The 22,056-nt window shown below is 61.3% G+C and carries 21 protein-coding genes; 15 read left to right on the top strand and 6 right to left on the bottom strand.

Annotated features, from left to right (window positions below; genetic code table 11):
• Positions 1-377: 377 nt before the first annotated feature.
• The 4 genes from fdhD to AC1RQK_RS18025 all read left to right on the top strand — a co-directional run bounded on the left by fdhD (position 378) and on the right by AC1RQK_RS18025 (position 3,515).
• Complete coding sequence (gene fdhD, locus AC1RQK_RS18040; protein WP_492810274.1) at positions 378-1,247, top strand: formate dehydrogenase accessory sulfurtransferase FdhD; 870 nt, start codon at positions 378-380, stop codon at positions 1,245-1,247.
• Between the two features lie 283 nt (positions 1,248-1,530).
• Positions 1,531-2,589, top strand: a complete 1,059-nt coding sequence (moaA, locus tag AC1RQK_RS18035) for a GTP 3',8-cyclase MoaA (RefSeq protein WP_492810343.1) — start codon at positions 1,531-1,533, stop codon at positions 2,587-2,589.
• 46 nt (positions 2,590-2,635) lie between these two features.
• Entirely contained in the window at positions 2,636-3,214 is a 579-nt protein-coding gene (locus AC1RQK_RS18030) for a molybdenum cofactor biosynthesis protein MoaE (protein ID WP_492810341.1), read from the top strand.
• A gap of 43 nt (positions 3,215-3,257) precedes the next feature.
• Positions 3,258-3,515 (top strand): MoaD/ThiS family protein, encoded by a 258-nt coding sequence (locus tag AC1RQK_RS18025; protein ID WP_416048496.1) that lies wholly within the window; start codon positions 3,258-3,260, stop codon positions 3,513-3,515.
• Positions 3,516-3,589: 74 nt separating this feature from the next.
• Here the strand turns inward: AC1RQK_RS18025 and AC1RQK_RS18020 are convergent, their stop codons facing one another.
• The gene (locus AC1RQK_RS18020) at positions 3,590-5,014 is read right to left on the bottom strand and encodes an aminotransferase-like domain-containing protein (protein ID WP_492375074.1); all 1,425 of its coding nucleotides are present in this window, start codon (positions 5,012-5,014) and stop codon (positions 3,590-3,592) included.
• On the opposite strand from AC1RQK_RS18020, the gene AC1RQK_RS18015 reads away from it, so the two are divergent.
• Positions 5,014-5,322, top strand: a complete 309-nt coding sequence (locus tag AC1RQK_RS18015) for a hypothetical protein (protein ID WP_492810271.1) — start codon at positions 5,014-5,016, stop codon at positions 5,320-5,322. The genes AC1RQK_RS18020 and AC1RQK_RS18015 overlap by 1 nt on opposite strands.
• 380 nt (positions 5,323-5,702) lie before the next feature.
• Here the strand turns inward: AC1RQK_RS18015 and AC1RQK_RS18010 are convergent, their stop codons facing one another.
• The 4 genes from AC1RQK_RS18010 to AC1RQK_RS17995 all read right to left on the bottom strand — a co-directional run bounded on the left by AC1RQK_RS18010 (position 5,703) and on the right by AC1RQK_RS17995 (position 8,969).
• Positions 5,703-6,047, bottom strand: coding sequence for a DUF2950 family protein (locus AC1RQK_RS18010; protein WP_492810269.1), 345 nt, complete (start codon positions 6,045-6,047; stop codon positions 5,703-5,705).
• A 219-nt stretch (positions 6,048-6,266) separates the two neighbouring features.
• Positions 6,267-6,566: an SMR family transporter gene (locus tag AC1RQK_RS18005; protein ID WP_492810339.1), complete on the bottom strand. Its 300-nt coding sequence runs from the start codon at positions 6,564-6,566 to the stop codon at positions 6,267-6,269.
• A 45-nt stretch (positions 6,567-6,611) separates the two neighbouring features.
• Entirely contained in the window at positions 6,612-7,004 is a 393-nt protein-coding gene (locus AC1RQK_RS18000) for an RT0821/Lpp0805 family surface protein (RefSeq protein ID WP_150985900.1), read from the bottom strand.
• A 240-nt stretch (positions 7,005-7,244) separates the two neighbouring features.
• Positions 7,245-8,969, bottom strand: coding sequence for a hybrid sensor histidine kinase/response regulator (locus AC1RQK_RS17995; protein WP_492810337.1), 1,725 nt, complete (start codon positions 8,967-8,969; stop codon positions 7,245-7,247).
• Positions 8,970-9,383: 414 nt separating this feature from the next.
• Between AC1RQK_RS17995 and AC1RQK_RS17990 the strand changes: the two genes are divergently transcribed.
• Positions 9,384-9,590 (top strand): hypothetical protein, encoded by a 207-nt coding sequence (locus tag AC1RQK_RS17990; RefSeq protein WP_492375076.1) that lies wholly within the window; start codon positions 9,384-9,386, stop codon positions 9,588-9,590.
• Positions 9,591-9,798: 208 nt separating this feature from the next.
• A complete protein-coding gene (locus AC1RQK_RS17985) occupies positions 9,799-9,924 on the top strand; it encodes a hypothetical protein (RefSeq protein ID WP_492375077.1) in 126 nt (41 codons plus the stop codon).
• Positions 9,925-10,353: 429 nt separating this feature from the next.
• Here the strand turns inward: AC1RQK_RS17985 and AC1RQK_RS17980 are convergent, their stop codons facing one another.
• Positions 10,354-11,031 (bottom strand): response regulator, encoded by a 678-nt coding sequence (locus AC1RQK_RS17980; RefSeq protein WP_492810266.1) that lies wholly within the window; start codon positions 11,029-11,031, stop codon positions 10,354-10,356.
• Between the two features lie 435 nt (positions 11,032-11,466).
• Here AC1RQK_RS17980 and AC1RQK_RS17975 point away from each other — a divergent pair, with 435 nt between their 5' ends.
• The 8 genes from AC1RQK_RS17975 to AC1RQK_RS17940 all read left to right on the top strand — a co-directional run bounded on the left by AC1RQK_RS17975 (position 11,467) and on the right by AC1RQK_RS17940 (position 22,043).
• Positions 11,467-12,621 (top strand): EAL domain-containing response regulator, encoded by a 1,155-nt coding sequence (locus AC1RQK_RS17975; protein ID WP_492375079.1) that lies wholly within the window; start codon positions 11,467-11,469, stop codon positions 12,619-12,621.
• A gap of 645 nt (positions 12,622-13,266) precedes the next feature.
• The gene (locus tag AC1RQK_RS17970) at positions 13,267-13,923 is read left to right on the top strand and encodes a response regulator (RefSeq protein WP_492376524.1); all 657 of its coding nucleotides are present in this window, start codon (positions 13,267-13,269) and stop codon (positions 13,921-13,923) included.
• A 234-nt stretch (positions 13,924-14,157) separates the two neighbouring features.
• Positions 14,158-14,709: a fimbrial protein gene (locus AC1RQK_RS17965; RefSeq protein ID WP_492376523.1), complete on the top strand. Its 552-nt coding sequence runs from the start codon at positions 14,158-14,160 to the stop codon at positions 14,707-14,709.
• Positions 14,710-14,855: 146 nt separating this feature from the next.
• Positions 14,856-15,602, top strand: a complete 747-nt coding sequence (locus AC1RQK_RS17960; protein ID WP_492810263.1) for a fimbrial biogenesis chaperone — start codon at positions 14,856-14,858, stop codon at positions 15,600-15,602.
• Between the two features lie 177 nt (positions 15,603-15,779).
• On the top strand, positions 15,780-18,404 hold the full coding sequence (locus AC1RQK_RS17955) for a fimbria/pilus outer membrane usher protein (RefSeq protein WP_492810261.1): 2,625 nt from the start codon (positions 15,780-15,782) through the stop codon (positions 18,402-18,404).
• 221 nt (positions 18,405-18,625) lie between these two features.
• Entirely contained in the window at positions 18,626-19,729 is a 1,104-nt protein-coding gene (locus tag AC1RQK_RS17950; RefSeq protein WP_492810259.1) for a fimbrial protein, read from the top strand.
• 82 nt (positions 19,730-19,811) lie between these two features.
• The gene (locus AC1RQK_RS17945) at positions 19,812-20,924 is read left to right on the top strand and encodes a fimbrial protein (RefSeq protein ID WP_492810257.1); all 1,113 of its coding nucleotides are present in this window, start codon (positions 19,812-19,814) and stop codon (positions 20,922-20,924) included.
• 84 nt (positions 20,925-21,008) lie between these two features.
• A complete protein-coding gene (locus AC1RQK_RS17940) occupies positions 21,009-22,043 on the top strand; it encodes a fimbrial protein (protein ID WP_492810255.1) in 1,035 nt (344 codons plus the stop codon).
• Positions 22,044-22,056: the final 13 nt, after the last annotated feature.

Raw genomic sequence — 22,056 nt, 5'->3', positions numbered from 1 at the left:
CGCCGAACCGGCTAACCGGAGACACACCGGAGCGCGAGGGCATCAAATCTGGATACGACGATAGTGCAGTTTTGAGAGGGCATGCAAACGAATGTCGCTGCACGAGAACTGTGTTCCGTCGATTCGTATTGAGCTGTGCCCGAAAACCGGGTGCGCATCGCGATAGCATGCAAACTGTGTTCTGCCTGACCGAAGTCGTGGCGTTCGCATACAGCTTGCAGCAACAGCAGCGGCCATCGGATCTGTGCTCTAGCGATTTGGCGCGGCGGCGCATATAAATCCAACTGTCAGGCTTGACGCGGACTGCCCACGGCATGCGGCATGCCGTACTCACGAATGTTCTGAACTGCTGAATTAATGCCTTCAAGGGGTCCCCAATGTTGCAATGCCCGTCCGTCATGGATCGAACCGGTAGCGTCGAGTGCACGGTGATACGCCACAGGCACGGCGACGAGTTTCCGATCTCGGATCACGTTGCGGAAGAACTGCCCGTTGCGCTGGTGTTCAATGGCATCTCGCACGCCGTGATGATGGCCACGCCCATCCATCTGGAAGTATTCGCGCTGGGCTTCTCGCTCAGCGAAGGGATTGTCGAGCGCGCCTCCGACGTATTCGATATGGAAGTGCTCTTCCATGCCGGCAGCGCGGAAGTGAGGCTGACAATTTCCCAAGAGGCGTTCGCCACCCTGAAAGGAAGGCGGCGATCACTCGCCGGGCGTTCGGGGTGCGGCGTCTGCGGAATCGAGAGCATCGCGCTGCTGGACCTGGAGCCGGCGCGCATTCTTCACGCGGGCTCGGCGGCTGACATCGGCACCGAAGCCGTCTGGCGCGCCACTCGCGAGTTGCCCGAGCACCAGATGCTCATGCGCAAGACGGGGGGCGTCCATGCCGCGGCTTGGTGCGCCAGGGACGGTGCCGTGCTCGAGGTCTTCGAGGACGTCGGCAGGCACAACGCACTCGACAAGCTGATTGGCCAGCTTGCACGAAGCAAGGCAGACACGCGCGCCGGCTTCGTTCTGCTTTCCAGCCGCGCCAGCTACGAGCTTGTGCGCAAGGCCGCGCGCCTCCATATCCCGATGATCGCGACAATCTCGGCTCCCACGACCCTCGCGATCGACATCGCGCGCCAGGCGGGGATCCGGCTGCTCTGCTTCTGCCGTGGCGACGGCTTCGTGGAGTACACGCCTGCGGCCTGCGACGCGGCAATCGATGCCATGGCGCCGAGCAGACAGCACGGGATGCGATGAAGGGCCATGCGCCGATACGCTTCCCGCAGGCCATTCTCGAGCTTTGCGATGCGTAACTGTACTCTTCGGATCCTCGGCGAACTGTATGCGCGACCCCGCCCGGGTCCGGCTTATGCTGAGTCCAGGCCAGCCGCATTGGCAGACCGGCCGCGCTCGCCCTCCGGCCCGAAGCCTCAAGACAGATGCCGGAGACCGACCCTTCCACAGTCTCGCCTCGCATGCCACCGGATAGATCGTGAGCGCCATCAAGCAGAACGTTGCCTCCCTCTTTGCCGACACCCGCATATCGGCTGACGTCGATGCCGATGCCGATGTGCTTGACCGGCTCGGTCGCCCGCTGCGCGATCTGCGCCTCTCGGTCATCGACCAGTGCAACTTTCGCTGTACGTACTGCATGCCACGGGAGGTCTTCCCTGCCGACTACGCATTCATGCCATCGGCCGACCGTCTGTCGTTCACGCAGATGGTCAAGATCGCAAAAGCATTCACGTCGCTCGGTGTCGAGAAGATCCGCATTACCGGGGGCGAGCCACTGCTGCGGCGCGGCCTGGAAGCACTGGTGGAGCAGCTTGCGAAGCTGACGACCGTGTCTGGCAAGCCGTTGGAAATCGCGATAACGACAAACGGCACGCTGCTCGCCGCCAAGGCCCGCGCGCTCAAGGACGCCGGCCTGAGCCGCGTGACCGTCAGTCTCGACGCGGTAGAAGACGCCGTATTTCGGCGTATGAGCGACGCCGACGTGCCTGTGTCGCGCGTCCTGGACGGCATCGAGGCCGCGTCCGCCGCCGGGCTTGCGCCGGTCAAGGTCAACGCGGTGGTGCAGCGGGGCGTAAACGAAAGCCAGATCCTCCCACTCGTGCGCCTGTTCAAAGGCACTGGCGTGGTGGTGCGATTCATCGAATATATGGACGTCGGCGGGGCCGACTTCTGGTCCGATGCCGCGGTGCTCACGGCTCGGCAGACCCGGGATAGGGTCGAAGCCGAGTTTCCCCTGACCCCCGTCGAGCCAGGGCCGGGATCGAGCACCGCGCTCCGCTACCGTCACACGGACGGCGGCGGCGAGGTGGGTTTCATCGCAAGCGTATCGCAGCCGTTCTGCGGATCGTGCTCACGTGCGCGCGTTTCGGCTGACGGCCAGCTCTATACCTGCCTGTTCGCCAGTCAAGGGACCAGCCTCAAACCCTGGCTGTCGGAGAGCGCGTCGGAGGCACAGCTGGCGCAGGCGATCCGTCACCAGTGGACCGGCCGCGCCGACCGCTATTCCGAGCTGCGCGCAACGGCCCGCAGCAACGGGCAGAGTCAGCGTTACCCGACTGTCCGCATGTCGCTCGTCGGGGGTTGAATCTTCACCAGTGGGTACGAAGCAAGCCGATACCTGGAGAACAACAATGACATCAACGTTCCATCCAAAGATGACAGCCGACGACGCACCCGGCACGGGCAGTGAGGCCCGCGCCGAGGACGACGCGCAGAGCACGGAGAGCGCGGACTTTGCGCAGCGTGCCATCGCCGCCGGCTTCGAGGTGCGCGTGCAGCACCAGCCGATCGACTTCGCAGCGCAGATCGATCCCATCATGCGCAATCCCAATGTCGGTGCGGTTGTGAATTTCCTGGGGGTCGTGCGCCAGTTCGGTGACGCCGACGATGTTGCGGCGCTCGAGATCGAACACTATCCAGGGATGACCGAACGGGCACTATGGAGCATCATCGAGGAGGCAAACGCGCGGTGGCGACTGGATGCCGTGAAGATCGTGCATCGGATCGGTCGTATCGCGCTCGGCAATCCGGTGGTCCTTGTCATCGTCGCATCTCAGCATCGTGAGGCAGCGTTCGATGCATGCGAGTTCCTGATGGATTTCCTCAAGACCTACGCGCCCTTCTGGAAAAAAGAGATCCGACGCGACGGCACAGCGGAATGGGTCGAATCCAAGGCACGAGACGAGCTGGCTGTGAACCGCTGGGGCTGACCCCCCGCCCATCCAGCCAGAAACCGAAAACAGGACAGCGCACATGAAACTCACCATCAGGTACTTCGCCAGCATTCGTGAACATCTTGGCGTCACGCAAGAGATCGTCGATATCCATGCGCCCGGGATCACCGTAGAGGGCATCAGGGAAACGCTCGCATCGCGAGACGCACGCTCGGCGCAAGCGTTGCAGACCCACCGGCCGGTACGGGCCGCTGTCAACCTGGAACTGGTCGATGGCGCCTTCGTGGTGCGCGAGGACAGCGAGATCGCGTTCTTTCCGCCTGTCACGGGCGGCTGATCGATGCCAGACCGATGCCTGACGGCAGGGCCCTGGACGCAGGGTCACCCCGGTATCGCCCCACCCGCCTTCCGTCAGCGGGCACACATCGCGACGAGCTTGCCGACCTCGATCACCGCTTCCTCGATCCGACTCGACCACGGGCTGCTGTAGTTGAGGCGGATAAAATTCCGGTAGCTGCCGGAGTTCGAGAACATATACCCTGGCCCGATCGTGATGCCGCGGTCTAGCGCTAGCTGATAGAGCTGCATGGCGTCGACCTTCGCGGGTAGCTCGATCCAGAGCACGTAGCCGCCGGCCGGGCTGGACATGCGCGTTCCCTCCGGAAAGAAGCGGGAAACCATGGCGCGCATCAGGTTGGCCTGCTGCGCGTAGGCCTTGCGAATCCTCCGCAGATGATGCTCGAAGCCGTCACGCTCGAGATACTCCGCGATGGCAAGCTGCGGAATCGTCGGCGTTGCCAGGGTATTCAGGAACTTGAGCTTCTCGACCTGATCGCGGTAGCGGCCTGGCAGCGCCCAGCCAATGCGATAGGCTGCCGTCAGGCTCTTCGAAAACGACGAACAATGCAAAACGATGCCCTTGCGGTCATAGGTCTTCAACGTGCTGGGATGCGTGTCGCCGAAGTACAGCTCGTTGTACACGGCATTCTCGATGACCGGAATGTCCGCTCTCGTCAGTAACTCGACGAGTTCCCGCTTGCGCTCATCCGGCATCTGGAAGCCAAGCGGATTCTGGAAGTTGGGCATGACCATGCAGGCCGCGATCGGCTGCGACTTCACGATCCCTGCCAGAGCAGCAATATCGATGCCGTATTCGGGATGCGTCGACACCTCGATCGCCTTCATGCCCATGCGCTCGATCGCGTGCAGCATGGCGTAGAACGTTGGCGACTCGACGGCAATCACGTCCCCTGGCTTTGCCACTGCCTGAAGGCAGATATTGATCGCCTCGGTCGCGCCGACGGTGACGATGATCTCGTTCGGGTCGACCGGCATGCCGTTCTCAAGGTAGCGGCGCGCGATCTGCCGGACCAGGCGCGGATTGCCGGGCGGAAGCGCGTTCGTCACGTTCCAGAGCGTCTTTTCGCGGCCCGACATATAGGCATACCGGTTCAGCTTCTCGAACGGGAACATAACGGGATCCGGGTACGGTGAGCCGAGCGGTACGGCATCGCCGGCGCCGATCGAGCGCAACGTCGAAAGCACCAGCCGGCTGACGTCCACCGAGGCAGACATGGCGATCGGCTTCGAGGCTCGCAATTCTTGCATTTGCCGCTCGTCGCTTCCGCGCTGCAGGTCGACGAAGTAACCGGACTGCGGCCGGCTCACCAGCAGGCCGCGGCTTTCCAGCAGCAGGTAAGCATGAAGTACCGTGGTGATACTGATCCGGTGCTGCTGGCTAGCCTGCCGTACGGAAGGCAATCGTTCGCCATGGCGGTAGACACCCTGCTGGATCAGCCGCTCGATATCATCGGCGAACTTCTCGTAGAGCTTCAATGGACGCTCCTTCCAACCGGGTCACCGCCAAGCGCATCGCGGTGGCGGAAATCTTGATCGTCCGATTGCAACTGCGCGGCCGAACAGCATGTGTCAAATCTGATGGCGCTGATGCCGGGCAGCGCAATGATGTCGATTCGTCCGGGGTGCGACCCAGCGACAAGGTGGGGGCGGACTTCGCTTATCTTCCCTGCTTCGTCTCTCACGACGGTAGCTCCAATGAATGCGCGTCAGCGAGCCTTGGGGACTGGAACTGGCCACGCGTGATTTTGTTGGAAGGAATAGTAGGGGCGAAGCTGTATTCATAAGAAGCACACATGCGTGCGTCGAAATAGAACACAGTTGCAGTCTAGGCGCGAGATATGGAAAGCTGTACTTCACATCGCGATGCGGTGCTTAGATCGCCACGTGACAAGCTATGCGGAAGGGAAGTTATTTGGTTTCGCCGCAGCCGGCGAGCACTTTGAGCGCGAAAATCGAGGCAGCGCGTTTAGCGCAGCATGTCTTGATCGGCACTTCTTCTGGCAAGGGCCAGTGTGCCTGTCCGGCGTTGGCGCCAAGGATCGGCAGCGCGTGCAAGAAGAAGCGGATCCGGTGCTGGGTTCAGGGCCAGGTTGTGGTCCGGCGTGGTCCGGATTAAGCGCTCGCCCGACACGAGGGAGCGGGTCAAGGAGTGCCCGCTTCAGCCCTACTCCACCTTCTCCCAGCCTGCGTCCGGCGCGAACACGCTCATGGCCTTGGCCCGTGAGGTTGTGCCGGCGCCAAGATCGCGCTGGTACAAGGTGCCGCTGCTGTCGAGCGCGAAGGTCTGCGTGCCGGTCTTGCCGTACGCCACCGGGCACGCCAGGAACACGTATTTTGCCTCGCTGCCTTTGCCAGGCGTAACGATGCGGTAGTGGCAGCCATGGAATGCTTCGGCGGCGGGCGTATCGGGGCCCATCACCAGCGCATCCGGCCCCAGCGGGCTTTTTTCGGCATCGGAGTCGGCGGGCCAGTACAACCCGTCGGTCTTGCGCCGGTTGTTGACGTTCACGTTGTTCTAGAACATCTTGCGGAGATTGCCCCACTTTTCCCGTTGCTTTCCCGCCGCTTTGGTGCCTGCGCCACGCCCATGGATAGTGCAAGCGAGAGAATTCATCTCGTCACAAGGTAATTTGCATGCCCGCTGGCGGGCGCCCACCGGACTGCGTGCCCTGGACCGCCCGGTGCGCTATGTGCTGGAGCTGTCGCACTCGCGCTATTTGCGCAGCCGCTATTCGACCAATGAGAGAACGACTACGGCCACGATCACAAAGGCGATCCCTATCCATCCGATCGGCTTCAAGCGGTGCCCGAAAAGTAGCCGGCCGCAAACTGCGGTTCCCAGGATGCCGATGGCGCCCCACATTGCATAGGCGACGGCGATATCCATGCTCTTGATGGCCTGGCCCAGTAAGAGGAAAGCTGCCCAAAGGAGCAGGATTGCGCCAACTCCCCACCAAGCCTTTCGAAATCCATCGGATTTCTCCAGCATCATATTTGCCACGATATCAATCGCAGCCGAATCGCCAATGAAATGCCAGACGGCGCCATTGCGGATGCCGAGCCAGACAGGTGCTCAACCGTCGCTGAGCTTGCGCGAGCGCCAGCGCCCGTCGCCCTGCTTGCAGAACCAGCCGGTCCAGTTGTCTTCCTGGTCCGCGCGTTTCAACTGAAGCTTCAGTTGGCGGCAGGACTGGCCTTTATCGGTCTTGCCGTTCATCGGCGTCAGATTTCCCTCGATTGGCTTGCGTTTTCCCGACGCCGGGTAGGTCCACGGCACCACCGCACCGTCGGCGCCATCGTCCAGCGTCTTGCTGACCGTCTTGTATAGTGCGGCCGCTTCCTTCTGGCTCATGCTCCCGATCACGGTGCCATGGATGAACGAGTCGAAGTATGCGAGAGCCGGCGCGGCAGGAACAAGCGTGACGGCGCAGAGCAGCGCGCGTCGGAGAAACAGGCGAAGCGACATGAAAGGTATCCTTAAGTGGGTCGCTGAAAGAGCGGGGAACATGACCCGGCAAACGTCTGTCGACTAGGCCGCCAGCTCTTTGCAGAACATGAAAAAGCTGCCTATGGTAGCGCAATAGCCACGCATGATCGAGTGCGTATTCCGAGCGCTAGCCTGCATCCCCGCAAGGGGGATTCTGCCGCGGCTCGTGGCGAGCCGATTTGCCGCGGCCGCATTCGCAAGCCGCCGCGATGACCGCCGTCAGGCCTTCAACTCCCCCAGCGCATCCTCGATTTCCTGCTGGAACGCCGGCCATAGCCCCTGGAAGCTCTCGAGCCCCTCGCTCCTGACCAACTGCTGCAGGCCGTTGCATAGTTCCGCCAGGGTCGCATTTCCCACCAGTGCGAAGCCTCCGCTCAGCGAGTGCAGTGCATTGAGGACGGCGTCGGCGTTGCCCGCCCGCAAAGCATCTGTCATGGCCGCCATCGTCTCCCGCGTGGCGGAGTGCATCGCCTCACAGATCTGCGGGGTGATCGGCAATTCCGGCAATTCCGGCAACTCGGGCAATGTCTTGTCGCTATCGGATTCCTTTGGCGCGCTGCGGCCAGCATGCGAGCGCAGAACGCGCCCCAGCACCGCGAGCGGCAAGGGCTTGACCAGCACCGTGGAAATGGACGATTCCAGACTGCGCTGCGCCTGTTCCGGTGTGCTATGCGCGCTCATCGCGACGACGGGCAAGCCTGGATATTGCTGCCGGATGGCCGATGCCAAGGCATAGCCATCCATCACCGGCATACCGATGTCCGTCAGCACGATGTCGTATTGCCTTTGCGCAAGCGCCTCCAATGCCTTCCCGCCATGCTCGACAATCGTCGCGTCAAAGCCGAGTTGCTCGAGCTGGTCGGCCAGCATGGCACGGGTTGCCGGGTGGTCTTCCGCGACAAGCACCTGGATGGGCCGCTCGCCATCACCGGACTCCACCCCGCTGGCGGCGTCCGATGCCTTGGCTGTCGCCGCTCTCCCGGCCTGTGCGACTTGGGCAGGCGCCTCCGTGCGTTGCAATGGCCACCTGACCGTGAAGGTGCTGCCCTGCCCCGGCGTGGAGCTGACCGAAATATGGCCTTGCGCTGCCTCTACGATGCGCTGGCACAGCGGCAGCCCGAGGCCAGTGCCGCCGTAACGTCGATGGATGGAACTGTCAGCCTGCGTGTAGAGCGCGAACAGGGTTGGCACGACAGCTGGATCTATCCCGATACCGGTATCCGCAATCTCGAACTGCACGACAGATGTCTCGTTGTCCTGCACAAAGGCGGCGCGGACTACCACTTGGCCGGATTCCGTGAACTTGATCGCGTTGCTGACCAGGTTGGCAATCACCTGCCGGATCCGGGTCGGATCGCCAAGAAAGTAGCCGGCGGCACCGGGCGAGATTTCACAAGCCAGCGCCAGGCCCTTGGCCTCCGCAAGCGGCGCAAACGTGTCGCGCACATTCTGCAGCAGCTGGTCGCAACGCAAAGGAATGGATTCGAACGTCAGCTGCCCCGCTTCCACCTTGGACACGTCCAGCACGTCATTGATGATGCGAAGCAGCGAAGCGGACGACGACTCGACGATCTCCAGCCTTCGCCGCTGGCCGGCAGACAATGGCGAGCGCCCCATCAGCTCCAGGCAGCCGATCATCGCATTCAGCGGCGTACGGATCTCGTGGCTCATGATGGCAAGGAACGTGGACTTGGCCTTGTTGGCCTGGTCCGCCGCCTGGCGCGCCTCCCTGAGCTTTTGCTCCGTCTTCTTCTGCGCGCTGATGTCGTGCAACGCGCAAAGCAGCGCCGCCTCCCCGCGATACTTGACATGGGTGAAGTTCACCAGCAGATGCGTCAAGGCTTGCGTGTCCGTCCCAAGGGTCAGCTCCTGGCCGATCAACGGCCGGTTCCTGTTCGGACGGCCCGGACGCGCCTCCGACGCGCGCCGATAGAGCTCCCACATGCGCTGGCTCAGCGGCGGCGCGCCAACCTGCTCGGCATACCGCGCCATCACGTTGTTGCCCACGATCACACGGCCATCGGCCTGCGCAAGCAGGCTAAGGCCCACCGGTGCGGTATGGATCAGCGCGCGGTTGAGCTTCTGGCTCTCCTTCAGGCGCACTGCGCGCCGGTAGCCCGGAATGAGGATCTTGCGGCGGTAGATGACAATGCGGACCCACAACGCCAACCATCCCACCAAGGCAAGGGCGCTGATCGTCAGCAGGCGATACTTCAGGCCGGCCAGGATGGTGTAAGGCGTGTAAGCATAAACGAGGGTCCAGTCCGTCCCTGGCAGGCGCTCACTGATCTTGAAGACGCCGTCCCTGAAGGCCTGTTGCACGCCCGGCCGCGCCGCGGCGGTATGCGTGGCAGCCACATGGTTGATGAAGTCGCTGCGCTCGGCGTCAGGCGTCAACAGCACCTTGCCGTGCCCGTCGAGAATGGCGAACTCGCCCCCATCGACCGGATTCTGCAGGCCATTCAGGAACCGGCCTGGACGCCTGTTGGCAACGACGACGGCGAGCGGCCTCCTATCGCTGTCGAACAGGAACTGTGCGAAGCGGACCACCAGTTCACCCGATAGCGGATCGAATTGCGGCGCCATCCAGATCACGTCCGCCGGCGTGGCTTCGGGATGCTCCACCGCGGCCTGCGTGAGGCTGACGACGTCTGGCCAAGCCTCCTTGAACAATCGGAGCGCATCGGGCAGGCGGGACACCGGTACCGCGTAGCCGCTTCCCGACCGGAGCAGCGTGGCCAGGAAATCCCCCTGTACTGAAAGGAAATAGGTGTTGGCGGAAAGCTCGGGCGTGCGCGTCAGCACGACACTGGATTTGAGCTGCTTCTCCACCATTGCCAGAAGCGGCAAGAAGCTCGCAGCGGGCCGGGCGTCGCTGACCTCGGTGGTCACGGCATAGACCCGGCGGCCCGAATCCTGAATGATCCGCAACTGGCCATGATTGGAAAGGTACTGTTCACGCAAGGCTGGCGACGGCAGCGCATGGCGGTCCCACACGCCTTCCGCATAGCCCGTGCCCCGCTTCAGGACCGCGCTGGCCCCCGTCATGCTGACCAGGAGCCTGGATTGCTGCGTCAGAAAGCCCGCGCGCGCGGCCGCATTGTAGTCACTGGCCGCCATCCACACGGCCAGCACCGAGCACAGCAGGATGAAAGCCGATAGTGCGGCACCACCGCCGTACAGCAGGGTGAGCTGATACCGCTTCATCAGCTCTGGATTGAAGTCGCGGCGGCCGCGGGAAATGCGGTGCCTGACAAGGGGCTTCAGTTTCACGGCGACGTTGACATCATTCTGCTTCTGTTGGACCTATCAGGCGCACAGCCCGGCGTCACGCTTCCTGTTGGCCGTCTTCCGGCTCCGGCTGCGGCTCCGGCTGCGTCTCGTTGCCGCTGTAGCGGATCAGGTCCGCGTCGCGCGTGACCCCAAGCTTTTTCATTGCCGCAACCTTTTGCGCGCTGATGGTTTGCTTGCTGCGATGCAGCTGGGCAGCAATCTCGCCCACCTTGTAGCCCGCCCGGAACAATCTCACGATTTCCGCCTCCCGGGCACTCAGCTTGCGCGTGGCGCCCGGGTCCTCCTGGTCTTCGAGCAAGGACGCAACGGTGGGCGACACGTATTGCCCACCGGTATAGGCGGCATGCACGGCGGTGACGATATGCGCCATGGCATCGGACTTGCTCAGTATGCAGGTCACGCCAAGCGTCTGGATGGCGCGCAGCACCGCGGGATCGTCCACCATGGTGATGGTCACGATGCGCACCTCGGGGTACCGCCGCAAGATCATCGAGATGAGTGCCTGTCCGTCGCCGTACTTACCGTCCGGCATGACATAGTCGAGCACCAGCACGTCGCACGGCTGCTTGCCGAGCGCATCGACCAGCTCCGTGGAATTCGAGGCTGTGCCGGTTACCTCGATGCCGCCGGCCCCCTGCAGCGAATGGGCAATGCCGAGCAACGTGACTGGGTGATCGTCCGCCACCATGACACGCAAATGAAAGTCATCCATCAAGCCCACGCTTGTAGAAAATTGCACAAGACCCCATGGTACGAATGGCAAACAGCGCAACGTCGCCACGTACCGTTCTTGGTACACACGGCGCCAGGGGTTTCAACCCCGGCCGCAATGATACTCTTCGATCACTTTTCCGCCTATAAGTGCGAAGTAGACCATATCCATGGTATACGATCCGTGCCTTTGCCCCCTCACTTGCCAGCCGGGCATGGCTGACGCGTCGATTTCTTTCACTCTGACCTGCAGAATCAGACTCGTCCTATTTAGTAATGCCTGCCATCCTTTTATCCTGTCGGTATGAAAGGATCTCTCAGCACCCTCGCTCTGCATCAAGCCCAACTCCATGGCACGCCATTGCATGGTTGCGGCGCGCGCACCCACGATAAGCCCGCGGTTCCGGGCAATGCGAGCCGTCATCGCATCCTGGTCGTGGAAGAGACTCCGCTGCATCTCTCCACCACGATGCAGATGTTCGCCTGTCAGGGCGACCATCATGTGGAAGGCTACACCGATGGAGCCAAAGCCTTGCAGCGCCTGGGCGAATGCCCTTTCGACCTGGTTGTCACCGGCCTCAATGTGGCCGGCGTTGACGGCATCCAGATCATCCAGAGCCTGCCTACGTCCGCGTTCGCACCGGCGCTGGTCATCACCAGCACCGCGCCGCGGCCGATACTGGTGGGCGCCCGCAAGGTCGCTGAGTCGCGGGGCATCGCGGTGATGGCAACGTTGCCGAAGCCGCTCACCCAGCAAGGCGTGCATGCGGCGCTTGGCGCGTATGGCGAGAGCGTGAAGCGTGTCCGTCCCGCCCGCCCCGGCAACACCCCGGATTTTCACCGCGACGCCCTGATCGCCGCCATGGAAAACGGCGAAATGCAAGCCTGGTTCCAGCCGAAGTACGCGCTGGTCGACGACCTGGGCCATGCCGCGGAGGCGCTGGTGCGTTGGGAACACCCGGAATTCGGGCTCCTGCTGCCCGGCGCCTTCCTGCCCGCCATCGAGCGCGAGGGGCTTGAGGACCGTTTGCTGCAGGCCATGCTGGCACAGACGCTCGCCGCCCAGCAAGACTGGAAGGCCTGCGGCCACGATATTGCCGTCTCCGTGAACCTCACGACCAGGCTGCTGGATGACCCGGATCTTCCCGATCGGTTGCATGCGCAGGTAAAAGCGGCCAAGGGCGATCCACGGCGCATCTGCTTCGAGTTGACCGAAGACTCCATGGAAACGCAGGAAAGCAACTACTACGCTGGCGCATGCCGCTTGCGCATGCACGGCTTTGGCCTGGCCCAGGATGATTTCAGCAGCGGTTTCAGCTCGTTCTACCGACTGGTGGCGACGCCCTTCACGGAGCTGAAGCTGGACCGGTCCATGGTCAAGGACGCCATCATGATCGACGCCTTCCGTGCCGCCCTTTCAAGCGTGGTGCAGCTTGGGCGCAAGATGGGCCTGACCGTGGTGGCAGAAGGCGTGGAGACCGAAGCCCAACGGCGGCTTCTCCAGGAGCTTGGCTGCCACAGGGCGCAAGGCTTCCTGATATCGCCCGCCATCCAGCAAGACGCCGTCCCACGCTTCTTCTCCGCAAGCTGATCCGGCGCATGGCGCCGCCGTCGACCGTCAATTACGGTCACCTGTCGTCGTTTTGACCTTTGCCTGGAAACGGATCGTGGTGATTCGTTGTGATTCGTGGCGATCCGTGGCGCGCCCTCTCCTTTAGCGCTGCCGTTTTCCTGGCTGCCGCCATATAGGCAACCGCGCTCCCCGCCCTCCCGCCCTTGCTGACCGCCTCCCGGCTCGCATCGGCCACAACAAGGCCTTGCCTCATGAACCGCCCTGAACGCCTCGCCGCTGGCGCCCTGCCAGCCATCCTGGCGCCTCGCTCAAGCACCAGCCCGTTGGGCACGGCCAAACACAAGCCCGGCAAGACGGCCACCTGCGCGCTGTTATGTAGCGTCCGCAACACTGGCTGCCACCCCGAAACCCGCGCCACAGCGCGCCCTGACGTCGCCGGAGATGCCGGGCCGCAGATGAAAAATTGATGGAATTCCCGCCTGTGACCCTGGGGATGAAAAGTGTCAACAATTGTAAAAATTAGGACTTGTCCTATTAAGCCCTGAAAATTTCGTACATGTCCTATGTATCTGGGACGAAGAATCGTAGAAGATACACATATTGCAACTCCACACGCCACCATCGCTATAGGGGATAACCAGACAATCAGCAAACAAAGGGGCCATGGTTAATATGCGTAGATTAAATATAAACGTGGTGATAGCCGACGACACTCCATTGATACTGGATGGCTTGAAATGCGCACTAAATTCAATTCCGACGATAAATGTCCTGGCGTCATGTGAATCGTCAGCTGAACTCTTCAGCACTTTGTCCGACATCAGTTGTGATGTTGTTGTAACCAACTACTCCATTCGTGGTGGAGAATCCGGCGATGGGCTGTCTTATTTATCCCGCCTCCGCCGGCTTCACCCAAACGTGAAAATTGTTGTACTGACCAGATACAAGCAGCCCGCCATCATCAAGTCTGTTCTGGCCCTTGGCGTCTCCGCCATCGTGGGTCGGCATGATGATGCAACCGAGGTAATCACTGCCATTCATGTCAGCGCTTCAGGCGGGGAATATATTTCTCCACGGGTCCGCCTGGCGCTAGCTTGCTTGCAGTCCAGCATCGATCGGTCACAACCGCTCTCGGCCCGAGAAACCGAGGTAATGCGCCTCTATATATCGGGCTTGACCGTCGGTGAAATCGCAGTCCTTCTCAAGAAGGGCAAGCAGACAATCAGCTGCCAAAAGATGAGCGCCATGCGAAAGCTCGGCATAAAGAGCAATGTTGATCTCATCAAGTATGGCAATGACATTAGTCATAGCCAGCATTGATGAACTGCATTCGCAGCGGCACCCCGCCATCTTCTGGCTGGCTTCCCTGATACCGGGTCGCCCACAGTACCGGCTGTGAGCCACTCAGTACCGAGGTAATCACTCATGAACGAGTGTGCAGCCTCGACCCTTGCATGAATGCAAAGCCGTTCGCTCGCGATATTGCTGAGTGGCCACGCATTTCAAGCAACCTTTGCAACTTACTTTTAACAACCTCCGAGAGGAAACTTGAAAATGAAAACGAAAATTCTGGCAATCACCCTGGCAACGGCTGGCCTGATGACCGCAGCCGGTTCGGCGCAAGCCGCCGACGGCACGATCAACTTCACCGGCAACGTGATCGCCTCCACCTGCAAGATCAACGCCGGCACCAACGACCTGACCGTGGCGCTGCCGCGCGCGAGCACCAGCGCGCTGTCCAAGGCTGGCGCCACTGCGGGCCGTACGCCGTTCGTCCTCGCGCTGACGGGCTGCAGCGTCGCCAAGGATGCACCGACCAAGGTCTCGGTTACCTTCGAACCCGGCACGAGCGTCAACGCCGACACCGGCCGTCTGAAGCTGCAAGGCGCCGACGCCGCAGGCAACGTGGAAATCAGCCTGCTGAACGATCAGTTCAAGCCGATCAAGGTGGGTGCAGCCAGCGCCGACCAGAACTCGCAGATCGTGGACATCGATGCCACCAGCGGTGCCGCGAAGATGACCTACGCCGCCGAATACACGGCAACTGGCGTGGCAACGGCGGGTACCGCGAACTCGTTCGTGCAATACACCCTGATGTATCCCTAAGCGCGAAGACGGGTCCCTGATTTCCAGGGATTGATCGTACCAGCTTTGCAAGCCGCCCGGCCTGAACGGGTCGGCGGCTTGCGACAGGAGGTATAACTCAAAGGACAGTCAAGATGAGACACAGCATTCCGAAGTTGTTGAGCGCGATGGCGATCGCGTCGGCATCGATTGTTTCCGCATCGATCGCGACAACGGCCAATGCCACGGTCGTGGTGTCAGGAACCCGCCTGGTCTTTCCCGCCGAAGAGCGCGAGATGACCATCAAGCTCACGAACGATGGCAAGCTCCCTTCGCTGGTTCAGGCCTGGATCGACAAGGGCAACGGCAATGAAAATGAAGTGCCGGACAAGATCGACGTGCCGTTCACGCTCATGCCGACCATGTTCCGGGTCGAGCCGGGCAAAGGCCAGACCCTGCGTGTGATCCATACCAACGAGCCGATGGCGACTGACAAGGAAACGCTGTTCTGGCTCAACGTGCTGGACGTTCCCCCGAAGCCGAGCGCCGAGGATGAGCGCAACCTGCTCCAGGTCGCCTTTCGCACACGGATCAAACTGATGTACCGGCCGACCGGCCTGCCCGGCAGAGCCGAGGAAGCCCCCGCCCAGCTCAAATGGCAGCTCACCAGGGGCGCAGGCGAGCACCAGTATGTCCTGAAAACCGTCAACCCGACCCCTTATGTCGTCAGCCTTGGCAGCGTCCAGTTGAAGATGGGTGGGACGACACTCGATGCCGGCATGGGCCATGTGCTGCCCGGCGCGTCGCAGACCTTCCCGGTCAAGGGGCTGGAATCGATGCCCACCGCGCCAGCGACAGTCGAGTTCAACAGCATCGACGATTGGGGCGGCAGCAAGAATACCCAGATGCCCGTCGTCACCGACCTGCGGCAGTAGCCTGGCCGGTCAGCACGTCGTCACCCGCCCCACTGCTGGGGGCACAGAAATCTCCCATCAATCAGCGTTGCGCGCCCGTGCGCCACGTACGCATGTCGGGCGGCAAGATCGGACCCTGGATTCGATGTCGTGGTCCGATCCATGATCGCCTGAAGTCTCACTCCCGGAGTGTTTTGTATGCCGCCGATTCAGCGTCCGAATTCCGATATTGGTCACATGCCGCAGCTGCGGCCAATATGCGCATTGCTGCTGACCAGCCTGGCCGGCTGGCAGAGCAACGCGCACGCGGACGGCGGAACACCGGAGGCACCGGAGCCGCTGCATGTCGCGCAGGTCGAGTTCGAGGGCGGCTTTCTCAACAACAGCGCCGGCACCGTTGACCTGTCGAAGTTCCAGCGCGCCAACGTGGTCCAGCCTGGCACGTACAGCGTCGACCTTTATGTCGAGCAGAACTGGGCCGGGCGCGCCAGCGTTCCGTTCAAGGCCGTGCCCGGCACGGCCGATGCCCAGCCCTGCTTCAGCGAAGCGCTGCTGAAGCAGGCCGGTGTCAATCTCGGCAAGCTGCCTCACCATGTGAAGGTCTCGCTCGCCGAGCCCGGTGCCTGCGTTCGTCTCGGGCAAGCCATTGCGGACGCGAGCAGCAGCTTCGATTTCAGCGAACAACGGCTCACGCTCAGCATTCCGCAGGTTTCGCTCGTGCGTAACCCGCGCGGGTACGTGAGCCCGGATCAATGGGATCAGGGCGTCCCCGTCGGGATGCTCGGCTACAACCTCAACGTCTACAGCACCAAGAACCAGGGCAGCAGCACCCAGACACAGGGATACCTCGGCCTGAACACGGGTTTCAACCTGGGGGCCTGGCATTTCCGCCACGACGGGTCGTACAACTGGGATGACAAGGGGCGGCAAAAGTACCAGAACGTTGCAACCTATGTGCAGCGGAGCCTGCCGTCGCTGTCGTCGCAACTCGTCATCGGCGAATCCTATACTTCGGGCGAGCTGTTCGATTCCACCCAGTTCCGCGGGGTGCGCGTCTACACGGACGACCGGATGCTGCCGGATTCGTTGCGCGGCTACGCGCCGGTGGTGCGTGGCGTGGCCAAGAGCAATGCAAAGGTCACGATTTCGCAGAACGGCGTCAAGCTCTACGAAACCACGGTGGCACCGGGCGCGTTCGAAATCGACGATCTTTACCCGACCGGGTACGGCGGCGACCTGAACGTTTCCGTCACGGAAGCGGACGGCATCGTGCATTCGTTCTCCGTGCCGTATGCGGCCGTGCCGCTGTCGCTGCGCCCCGGCACCAACCGCTACAGCGTGGTGGCGGGAACGGTGCGCAATCAGCAGAGCTCGAAGAATCCCCTCTTCACCCAGGCCACCTGGCAGCGCGGCTTCACCAACCTGCTGACCGGCTATGGCGGCATCACCGTGGCCGAAGGCTACGTGTCCGTGATGGGCGGCGGCGTGCTGAACACCTCGTTCGGCGCCATGGGCGCCGACATCACGCAGGCACGCACCTTGATTCCGGGCGTGAAGCGGTTCGACGGCTCCAGCGTGCGGGTGAGCTATGCGAAGAACGTGGTGCAGACCGGCACCAACGTTTCGATTGCGGCTTACCGCTATTCGACAGCCGGGTACTTCGGCCTCAATGACGCCATGCTCGCACGCGAGCAGGCCGAACGCGGCAACTCGATCGACACGGTATGGCGGCAGCGCAATCGTGCATCGCTGACGCTCAACCAGCGCCTGGGCGAGCGCGGCGGCAACCTCAGCGCGACCGCCTCCACGGCAACGTACTGGAACCGCAGCGGTTCGGACGTGAATTATTCGGTGGGCTACAGCAATGCCTACAAGAATATTTCCTACAGCGTTTCGGCGACACGCCAGCGCAGCCCGAACGGCGGCATGAGCACGCAGTACTACGTCGGCGTGACGATTCCGCTGGGCCGCAAGACCCCCGTGACGCTGTCGGGCAACATGGTGCACGACAGCAACGGGAAAACCCAGCTGCAATCGTCGCTCTCCGGTTCGGCCGGCCTGGACAACAATTTCTCCTACGGCCTGAACGCCAATCACGCGTCCGGCGACGGCAGCTCGACGACCAATGGCGGCGCCAACGTGATGTATCGCGCGCCGGTCGCCGAGCTCAGCGCCAGTGTCAGCGGCGGCGCGGATTACCAGCAGGCCTCCGTGTCGGCGCGCGGCGCCATGGTCGCGCATAGCGGCGGGATCACGCTGTCGCAGCCGCTGTCGGAGACGTTCGCGATCGTCGAAGCGCCGGAAGCGGCCGGTGCGCGCGTGACCAATGCGTCGGGCGTGCGGGTGGACAGCCGGGGCTACGCCATCGTGCCGTACCTCACGCCGTTCAATATGAACATGATCGAGCTGGATCCGAAGGGCTTGTCGACCGATGTCGAGCTCAAGGAGACCAGCCAGCGCGTGGCGCCGCTGGCGGGATCCGTCCCGCTGCTGAAATTTGCCACGGAGTCCGGGCGTTCCGCCCTGATCCGGTCCCGGCGGCCGGACGGCTCGCCGCTGCCCTTTGGCGCAACCGTGCTCAACGAGCAAGGCAAAGAGGTCGGCTCGGTGGGCCAGATGGGCAAGATCTTCGCGCGCGGCCTGGAGTCGCAGGGCGAGCTGACCGTCAAATGGGGCAAGGACAAATCGGCGGTGTGCCATGTCCCGTACAAGCTGCCGGAGCGGAAGAAGGAGAAGGGGCTGCAGCCGCTGCAGCGCATCGATGCGGCTTGCGCGGACGGAGCAGAAAGGCCGTCCTATGCGGTGAACCGGCCGAATCGCTAAGAGGTTCGGACGAGCAGGACGCTGCGCGATGTGGGGGGCTACGCGCGCAGCGAGATCTTAGGGATCCATCAATCTTCAAAGACATACGATATCGACCCTGATGAGTTGGTGGAATTGGCCTCGCTGGGCCGCATCTGCATTTGATGCAGCGCGAAAAAAATTAAATTAGTAATTGAAAAACAAATTGCGAAATACAAACAACATATCATGTTGGAACAGCGATGAAAAATCTTACCAGCTATATCAACAAACATATCAATATTCATATCAATACACCGATCCTGCGTCGGTATTTGATGGCATGCCTTGGTACCCTGACGCTAGCTGCGACATTTCTTCCAAACTCCGCGCACGGCTGTGTTCGAAACGTCTATGAAGGGCTTTCTGTAAATTTACCAGCCAGCCTTAGTGATTCGGCGGACAATATCCTGCCAGGTAATCTCTTTCCATCGACGACGCCTAATTCAGTATGGGTTTTCGATTTAAGATATGGTCCTGAATGCGATGAGAAGTATATCAAAAGCATAACGCTCGAGCCGTATGGGAAAGTGGTTAGCGGGGTGACTTATACGGATGGCGGTCAGACTTATCCCGTCTATGAAACAGAGGTGCCTGGAATTGGCTATGCCTTGGGCTGGAGTTTAGCGCCTAACGGACCATGGAACCCGGCTAAGCCCGGGAAAACGGTGATATTTTCCGGATCTTCGAGTTGGCAGGCTGTTCACCATCGGGTCAGCTTGGTTGCGACAGGACGCCTTGCCACGGGAAGGTACACCATTTCAAAAACGGCGGTGTCAGGAATGACGGCGAGCTTCGGAAATGGCACCAGTGTTACTCGGAACGGATATTTTACGGGTGCAGGAACGCTCAACGTGACGACGCGTGGATGCAAGGTGACATCCGGAGCGACCAATGCTGTCGCGTTGCCCACCCTGGTATTAAACAGCCTGAATTCGGTCGGCGCGGTGTCGAATGCATCGGCATCCTTCTCCATCACGGTGAATTGCGATCCCAATGTGGGGCTGCACGCAACACTCACGGACGCGTCGAATCCGGCCAATACCAGCAATACACTGACGTTATCCGGCAATTCCACCGCGACCGGCGTGGGCATTCAAATGTTCCGGCCGGGTGAAACGACAGCGCTGGGACTCGGCCCGGATTCATCGGCGAAGGGAAACACCAACCAGTGGTATGTCGGCAGCTCGTCGGCGTCGGGCGGCACCCTCAACGTTCCCATCGTTGCCAAATATGTGAAGACCCTTCCGGTCATCAAGCCTGGCTCGGTCAGCGCGCGCAGCACGATTACGTTCTCGTACCAGTAGTGCAAATCAGATTTTGATAGAGATGCGATGGATTTTTCGGACGCACAGGCGGCCCGCACGGTGAGATGGAAACATGCACCCGATGGCGTATTCCGATGTTCGGCTGGCATTGGAATACTTTGGTGGATCCACCGCGCATCTGGCAAAGGGATTTATTATGCTATTTAAAATGACTTCGCGCGCTCTAATCCTGGGCGTCATGTTTTTTTCTGAATCAGCGTTTGCTGCTTGTACGACCACTACACCGACCAGTCAGGCATCGGCAAAACTTCCGCCCTCGCTCAGCACTGTTCGAGATTCGGTGGCCTCGGGGATTCAGTTTCCGTCATCGACTGCCGGATACGCCCGTCACAGTGTCAGCAGAACCAGCGATTGCAATTTCGATGAAATCATCGTAACGCCGCTCGGGAAAGTAGTTCCGGGTTTGACGTTTAAGGCCGAGAGGGGCAGCGCTGCTGTATTTGAAACCGGAATTCCCGGAATAGGTTATGCACTGGAAACGGCAAATGCCAACACGCCTTATGACCCTATTGGGGCTGGGCCAACTGTGCTTCCACCCGGCCCCCCCGGCTCTGGCGCTTGGGGTTACCACCACCGGGTGACTCTCGTCGTAACGGGTGCTATCGAAACGGGAACCTATAGTGCCCCGGCCAAAAACATCCTGACCATCATCGCCACGCTGGGTGGAGCTGTCGTGTCGAATAGGCAGGCGGCAAGTCTGGCCGCATTGAGCATTGCCGTTACGGCAAGAACATGCACGATCACGTCCGGCGCGACCAACACGGTCGTTATGCCGCAGTTGGTGACGTATAGCCTGAAAGCGGTAGGCGATGTCTCTGCCGCCAAATCGACGCCGTTTTCGTTGGGGCTCCAATGCGATGCGAACCTCAGTGTCTATGCAACGTTGACGGATGCGACCAATCCCGCGAATACCGGTAATGTCCTTAGCCTGGCAAAGAATTCGACGGCATCTGGCCTGGGCATTCAAATCATGAAGCAAGGCACGACCAGTCCATTGAATTTTGGGCCGGATTCATCGGCCAAAGGCAATACCAATCAGTGGCTGGTCGGTAAATCCGGGACATCCGCTAGTGTCATCAAGGTGCCCTTCGAAGCGCGCTATATCAAGACGGAAGAGACGATCAAGCCGGGTACCGTGAGTGCGCTCAGCACGATTACGTTCTCGTACCAGTAGCGCCAGCCGATTGCCTCGCACTTCATGCCATGCCCGGCCGCCCTCCCGGCTGGCCGTTAGCAAAACGTCATAAGGAGAATCAAGATGCCACGACAGCATCGCGTTGTTCAGAAAAGCGCCGTGCGGTGTCGCCGGGCAATACTTGGAGTTGGCTGCACCGCAGCGTTTGCCCTTCCTGTTTCGGAGGCACTGGCGAGCTGCTCGATCATCGCCAGGGGGGTCGGACCTGTCGAGTATCTCGAGGTCAGGCTCCCCGCCTGGTCGCCCTCCTCGTTTGACCCCACGGTTCCAGACGGGACGGTTCTTTTTTCCGAAAAGGGGACGGCAACCGGGCCCAGTGGCGACCTTACCTGCACATCCCTGATTGGCACGGTCAAATACGAGGGAAAAGGGGCTCCAGGGGCCTTTAATACTTATGCCACCGGCGTTTCCGGGATCGGTGTGCGCATTGACGGAGGATGGACCGGATGGTGGCCGCAACAGACCCATGTTGCAAAGGAGGCGGGCTACTACGTGGGAGGCGGGGATTTCAAGGTGGAACTGGTCAAGACCGGCCCGATCACGGCGGGCGGGTCACTGTCGGGCGAAATCGGCACGACTACCGCGGTCGATCACGGCTTCGTCATCCGGCGTGTCTTCATCAATGGTTCGCTCCCCATCAGGCCGCAGGTCCCCGCATGCAGGGTGATGACGCCGTCCATCTCGGTGCCGCTCGGCCAGATTCCGATCCGCGCGTTCAAGGGCGTCGGCACGACCACCGACGAGCAGCCGTTCGAGATTCGGCTGCAGTGCTCGGGGGGCACGCAGGGAACGTCCACGCGCATGTATTTCACGATGACGGACGGCACCAACTGGTCGAACCGAAGCAACCTGCTGTCCCTGTCGCGTGACTCCAAGGCAAAGGGCGTCGGCATTCAGGTACTGCGCGGCACCGATAACAGCCTGGTCAGTTATGGCCCCGATTCCTCACAGAGCAACAATCCGAACCAGTGGTTCATCGGGCAGTTCGGCAATGTGCCGGTGACGATCCCGTTCAAGGCGCGCTACATCCAGACCGCCTCTACCGTGACACCCGGCGAGGCAAAAAGCTACGCCACGTTCACGATGAGCTACCAGTAACCGCGCGGCAGGC

The sequence above is a fragment of the Cupriavidus sp. GW822-FHT02D05 genome (assembly GCF_058802485.1).
The sequence above is the reverse complement of the archived record's forward strand: the minus strand, read 5'-3'. Positions and strand labels throughout refer to the sequence as shown.

What these genes read in the sequence shown, in the direction of transcription:
- AC1RQK_RS18015 (WP_492810271.1), top strand. Translation starts at nt 5,014, where the DNA reads ATGGACGCTCCTTCCAACCGGGTCACCGCCAAGCGCATCGCGGTGGCG.
- AC1RQK_RS17960 (WP_492810263.1), top strand. Translation starts at nt 14,856, where the DNA reads ATGGCGATCGCGTCGGCATCGATTGTTTCCGCATCGATCGCGACAACG.
- AC1RQK_RS17945 (WP_492810257.1), top strand. Translation starts at nt 19,812, where the DNA reads ATGGCGTATTCCGATGTTCGGCTGGCATTGGAATACTTTGGTGGATCC.
- AC1RQK_RS18025 (WP_416048496.1), top strand. Translation starts at nt 3,258, where the DNA reads ATGAAACTCACCATCAGGTACTTCGCCAGCATTCGTGAACATCTTGGC.
- fdhD (WP_492810274.1), top strand. Translation starts at nt 378, where the DNA reads ATGTTGCAATGCCCGTCCGTCATGGATCGAACCGGTAGCGTCGAGTGC.
- AC1RQK_RS17980 (WP_492810266.1), bottom strand. Translation starts at nt 11,031, where the DNA reads ATGGATGACTTTCATTTGCGTGTCATGGTGGCGGACGATCACCCAGTC.
- AC1RQK_RS18030 (WP_492810341.1), top strand. Translation starts at nt 2,636, where the DNA reads ATGACATCAACGTTCCATCCAAAGATGACAGCCGACGACGCACCCGGC.
- AC1RQK_RS17970 (WP_492376524.1), top strand. Translation starts at nt 13,267, where the DNA reads ATGGTTAATATGCGTAGATTAAATATAAACGTGGTGATAGCCGACGAC.
- AC1RQK_RS17965 (WP_492376523.1), top strand. Translation starts at nt 14,158, where the DNA reads ATGAAAACGAAAATTCTGGCAATCACCCTGGCAACGGCTGGCCTGATG.
- AC1RQK_RS17950 (WP_492810259.1), top strand. Translation starts at nt 18,626, where the DNA reads ATGAAAAATCTTACCAGCTATATCAACAAACATATCAATATTCATATC.
- AC1RQK_RS18000 (WP_150985900.1), bottom strand. Translation starts at nt 7,004, where the DNA reads ATGTCGCTTCGCCTGTTTCTCCGACGCGCGCTGCTCTGCGCCGTCACG.
- AC1RQK_RS17940 (WP_492810255.1), top strand. Translation starts at nt 21,009, where the DNA reads ATGCCACGACAGCATCGCGTTGTTCAGAAAAGCGCCGTGCGGTGTCGC.
- AC1RQK_RS17990 (WP_492375076.1), top strand. Translation starts at nt 9,384, where the DNA reads ATGGTTGATGAAGTCGCTGCGCTCGGCGTCAGGCGTCAACAGCACCTT.
- AC1RQK_RS17995 (WP_492810337.1), bottom strand. Translation starts at nt 8,969, where the DNA reads ATGTGGGAGCTCTATCGGCGCGCGTCGGAGGCGCGTCCGGGCCGTCCG.
- AC1RQK_RS17955 (WP_492810261.1), top strand. Translation starts at nt 15,780, where the DNA reads ATGCCGCCGATTCAGCGTCCGAATTCCGATATTGGTCACATGCCGCAG.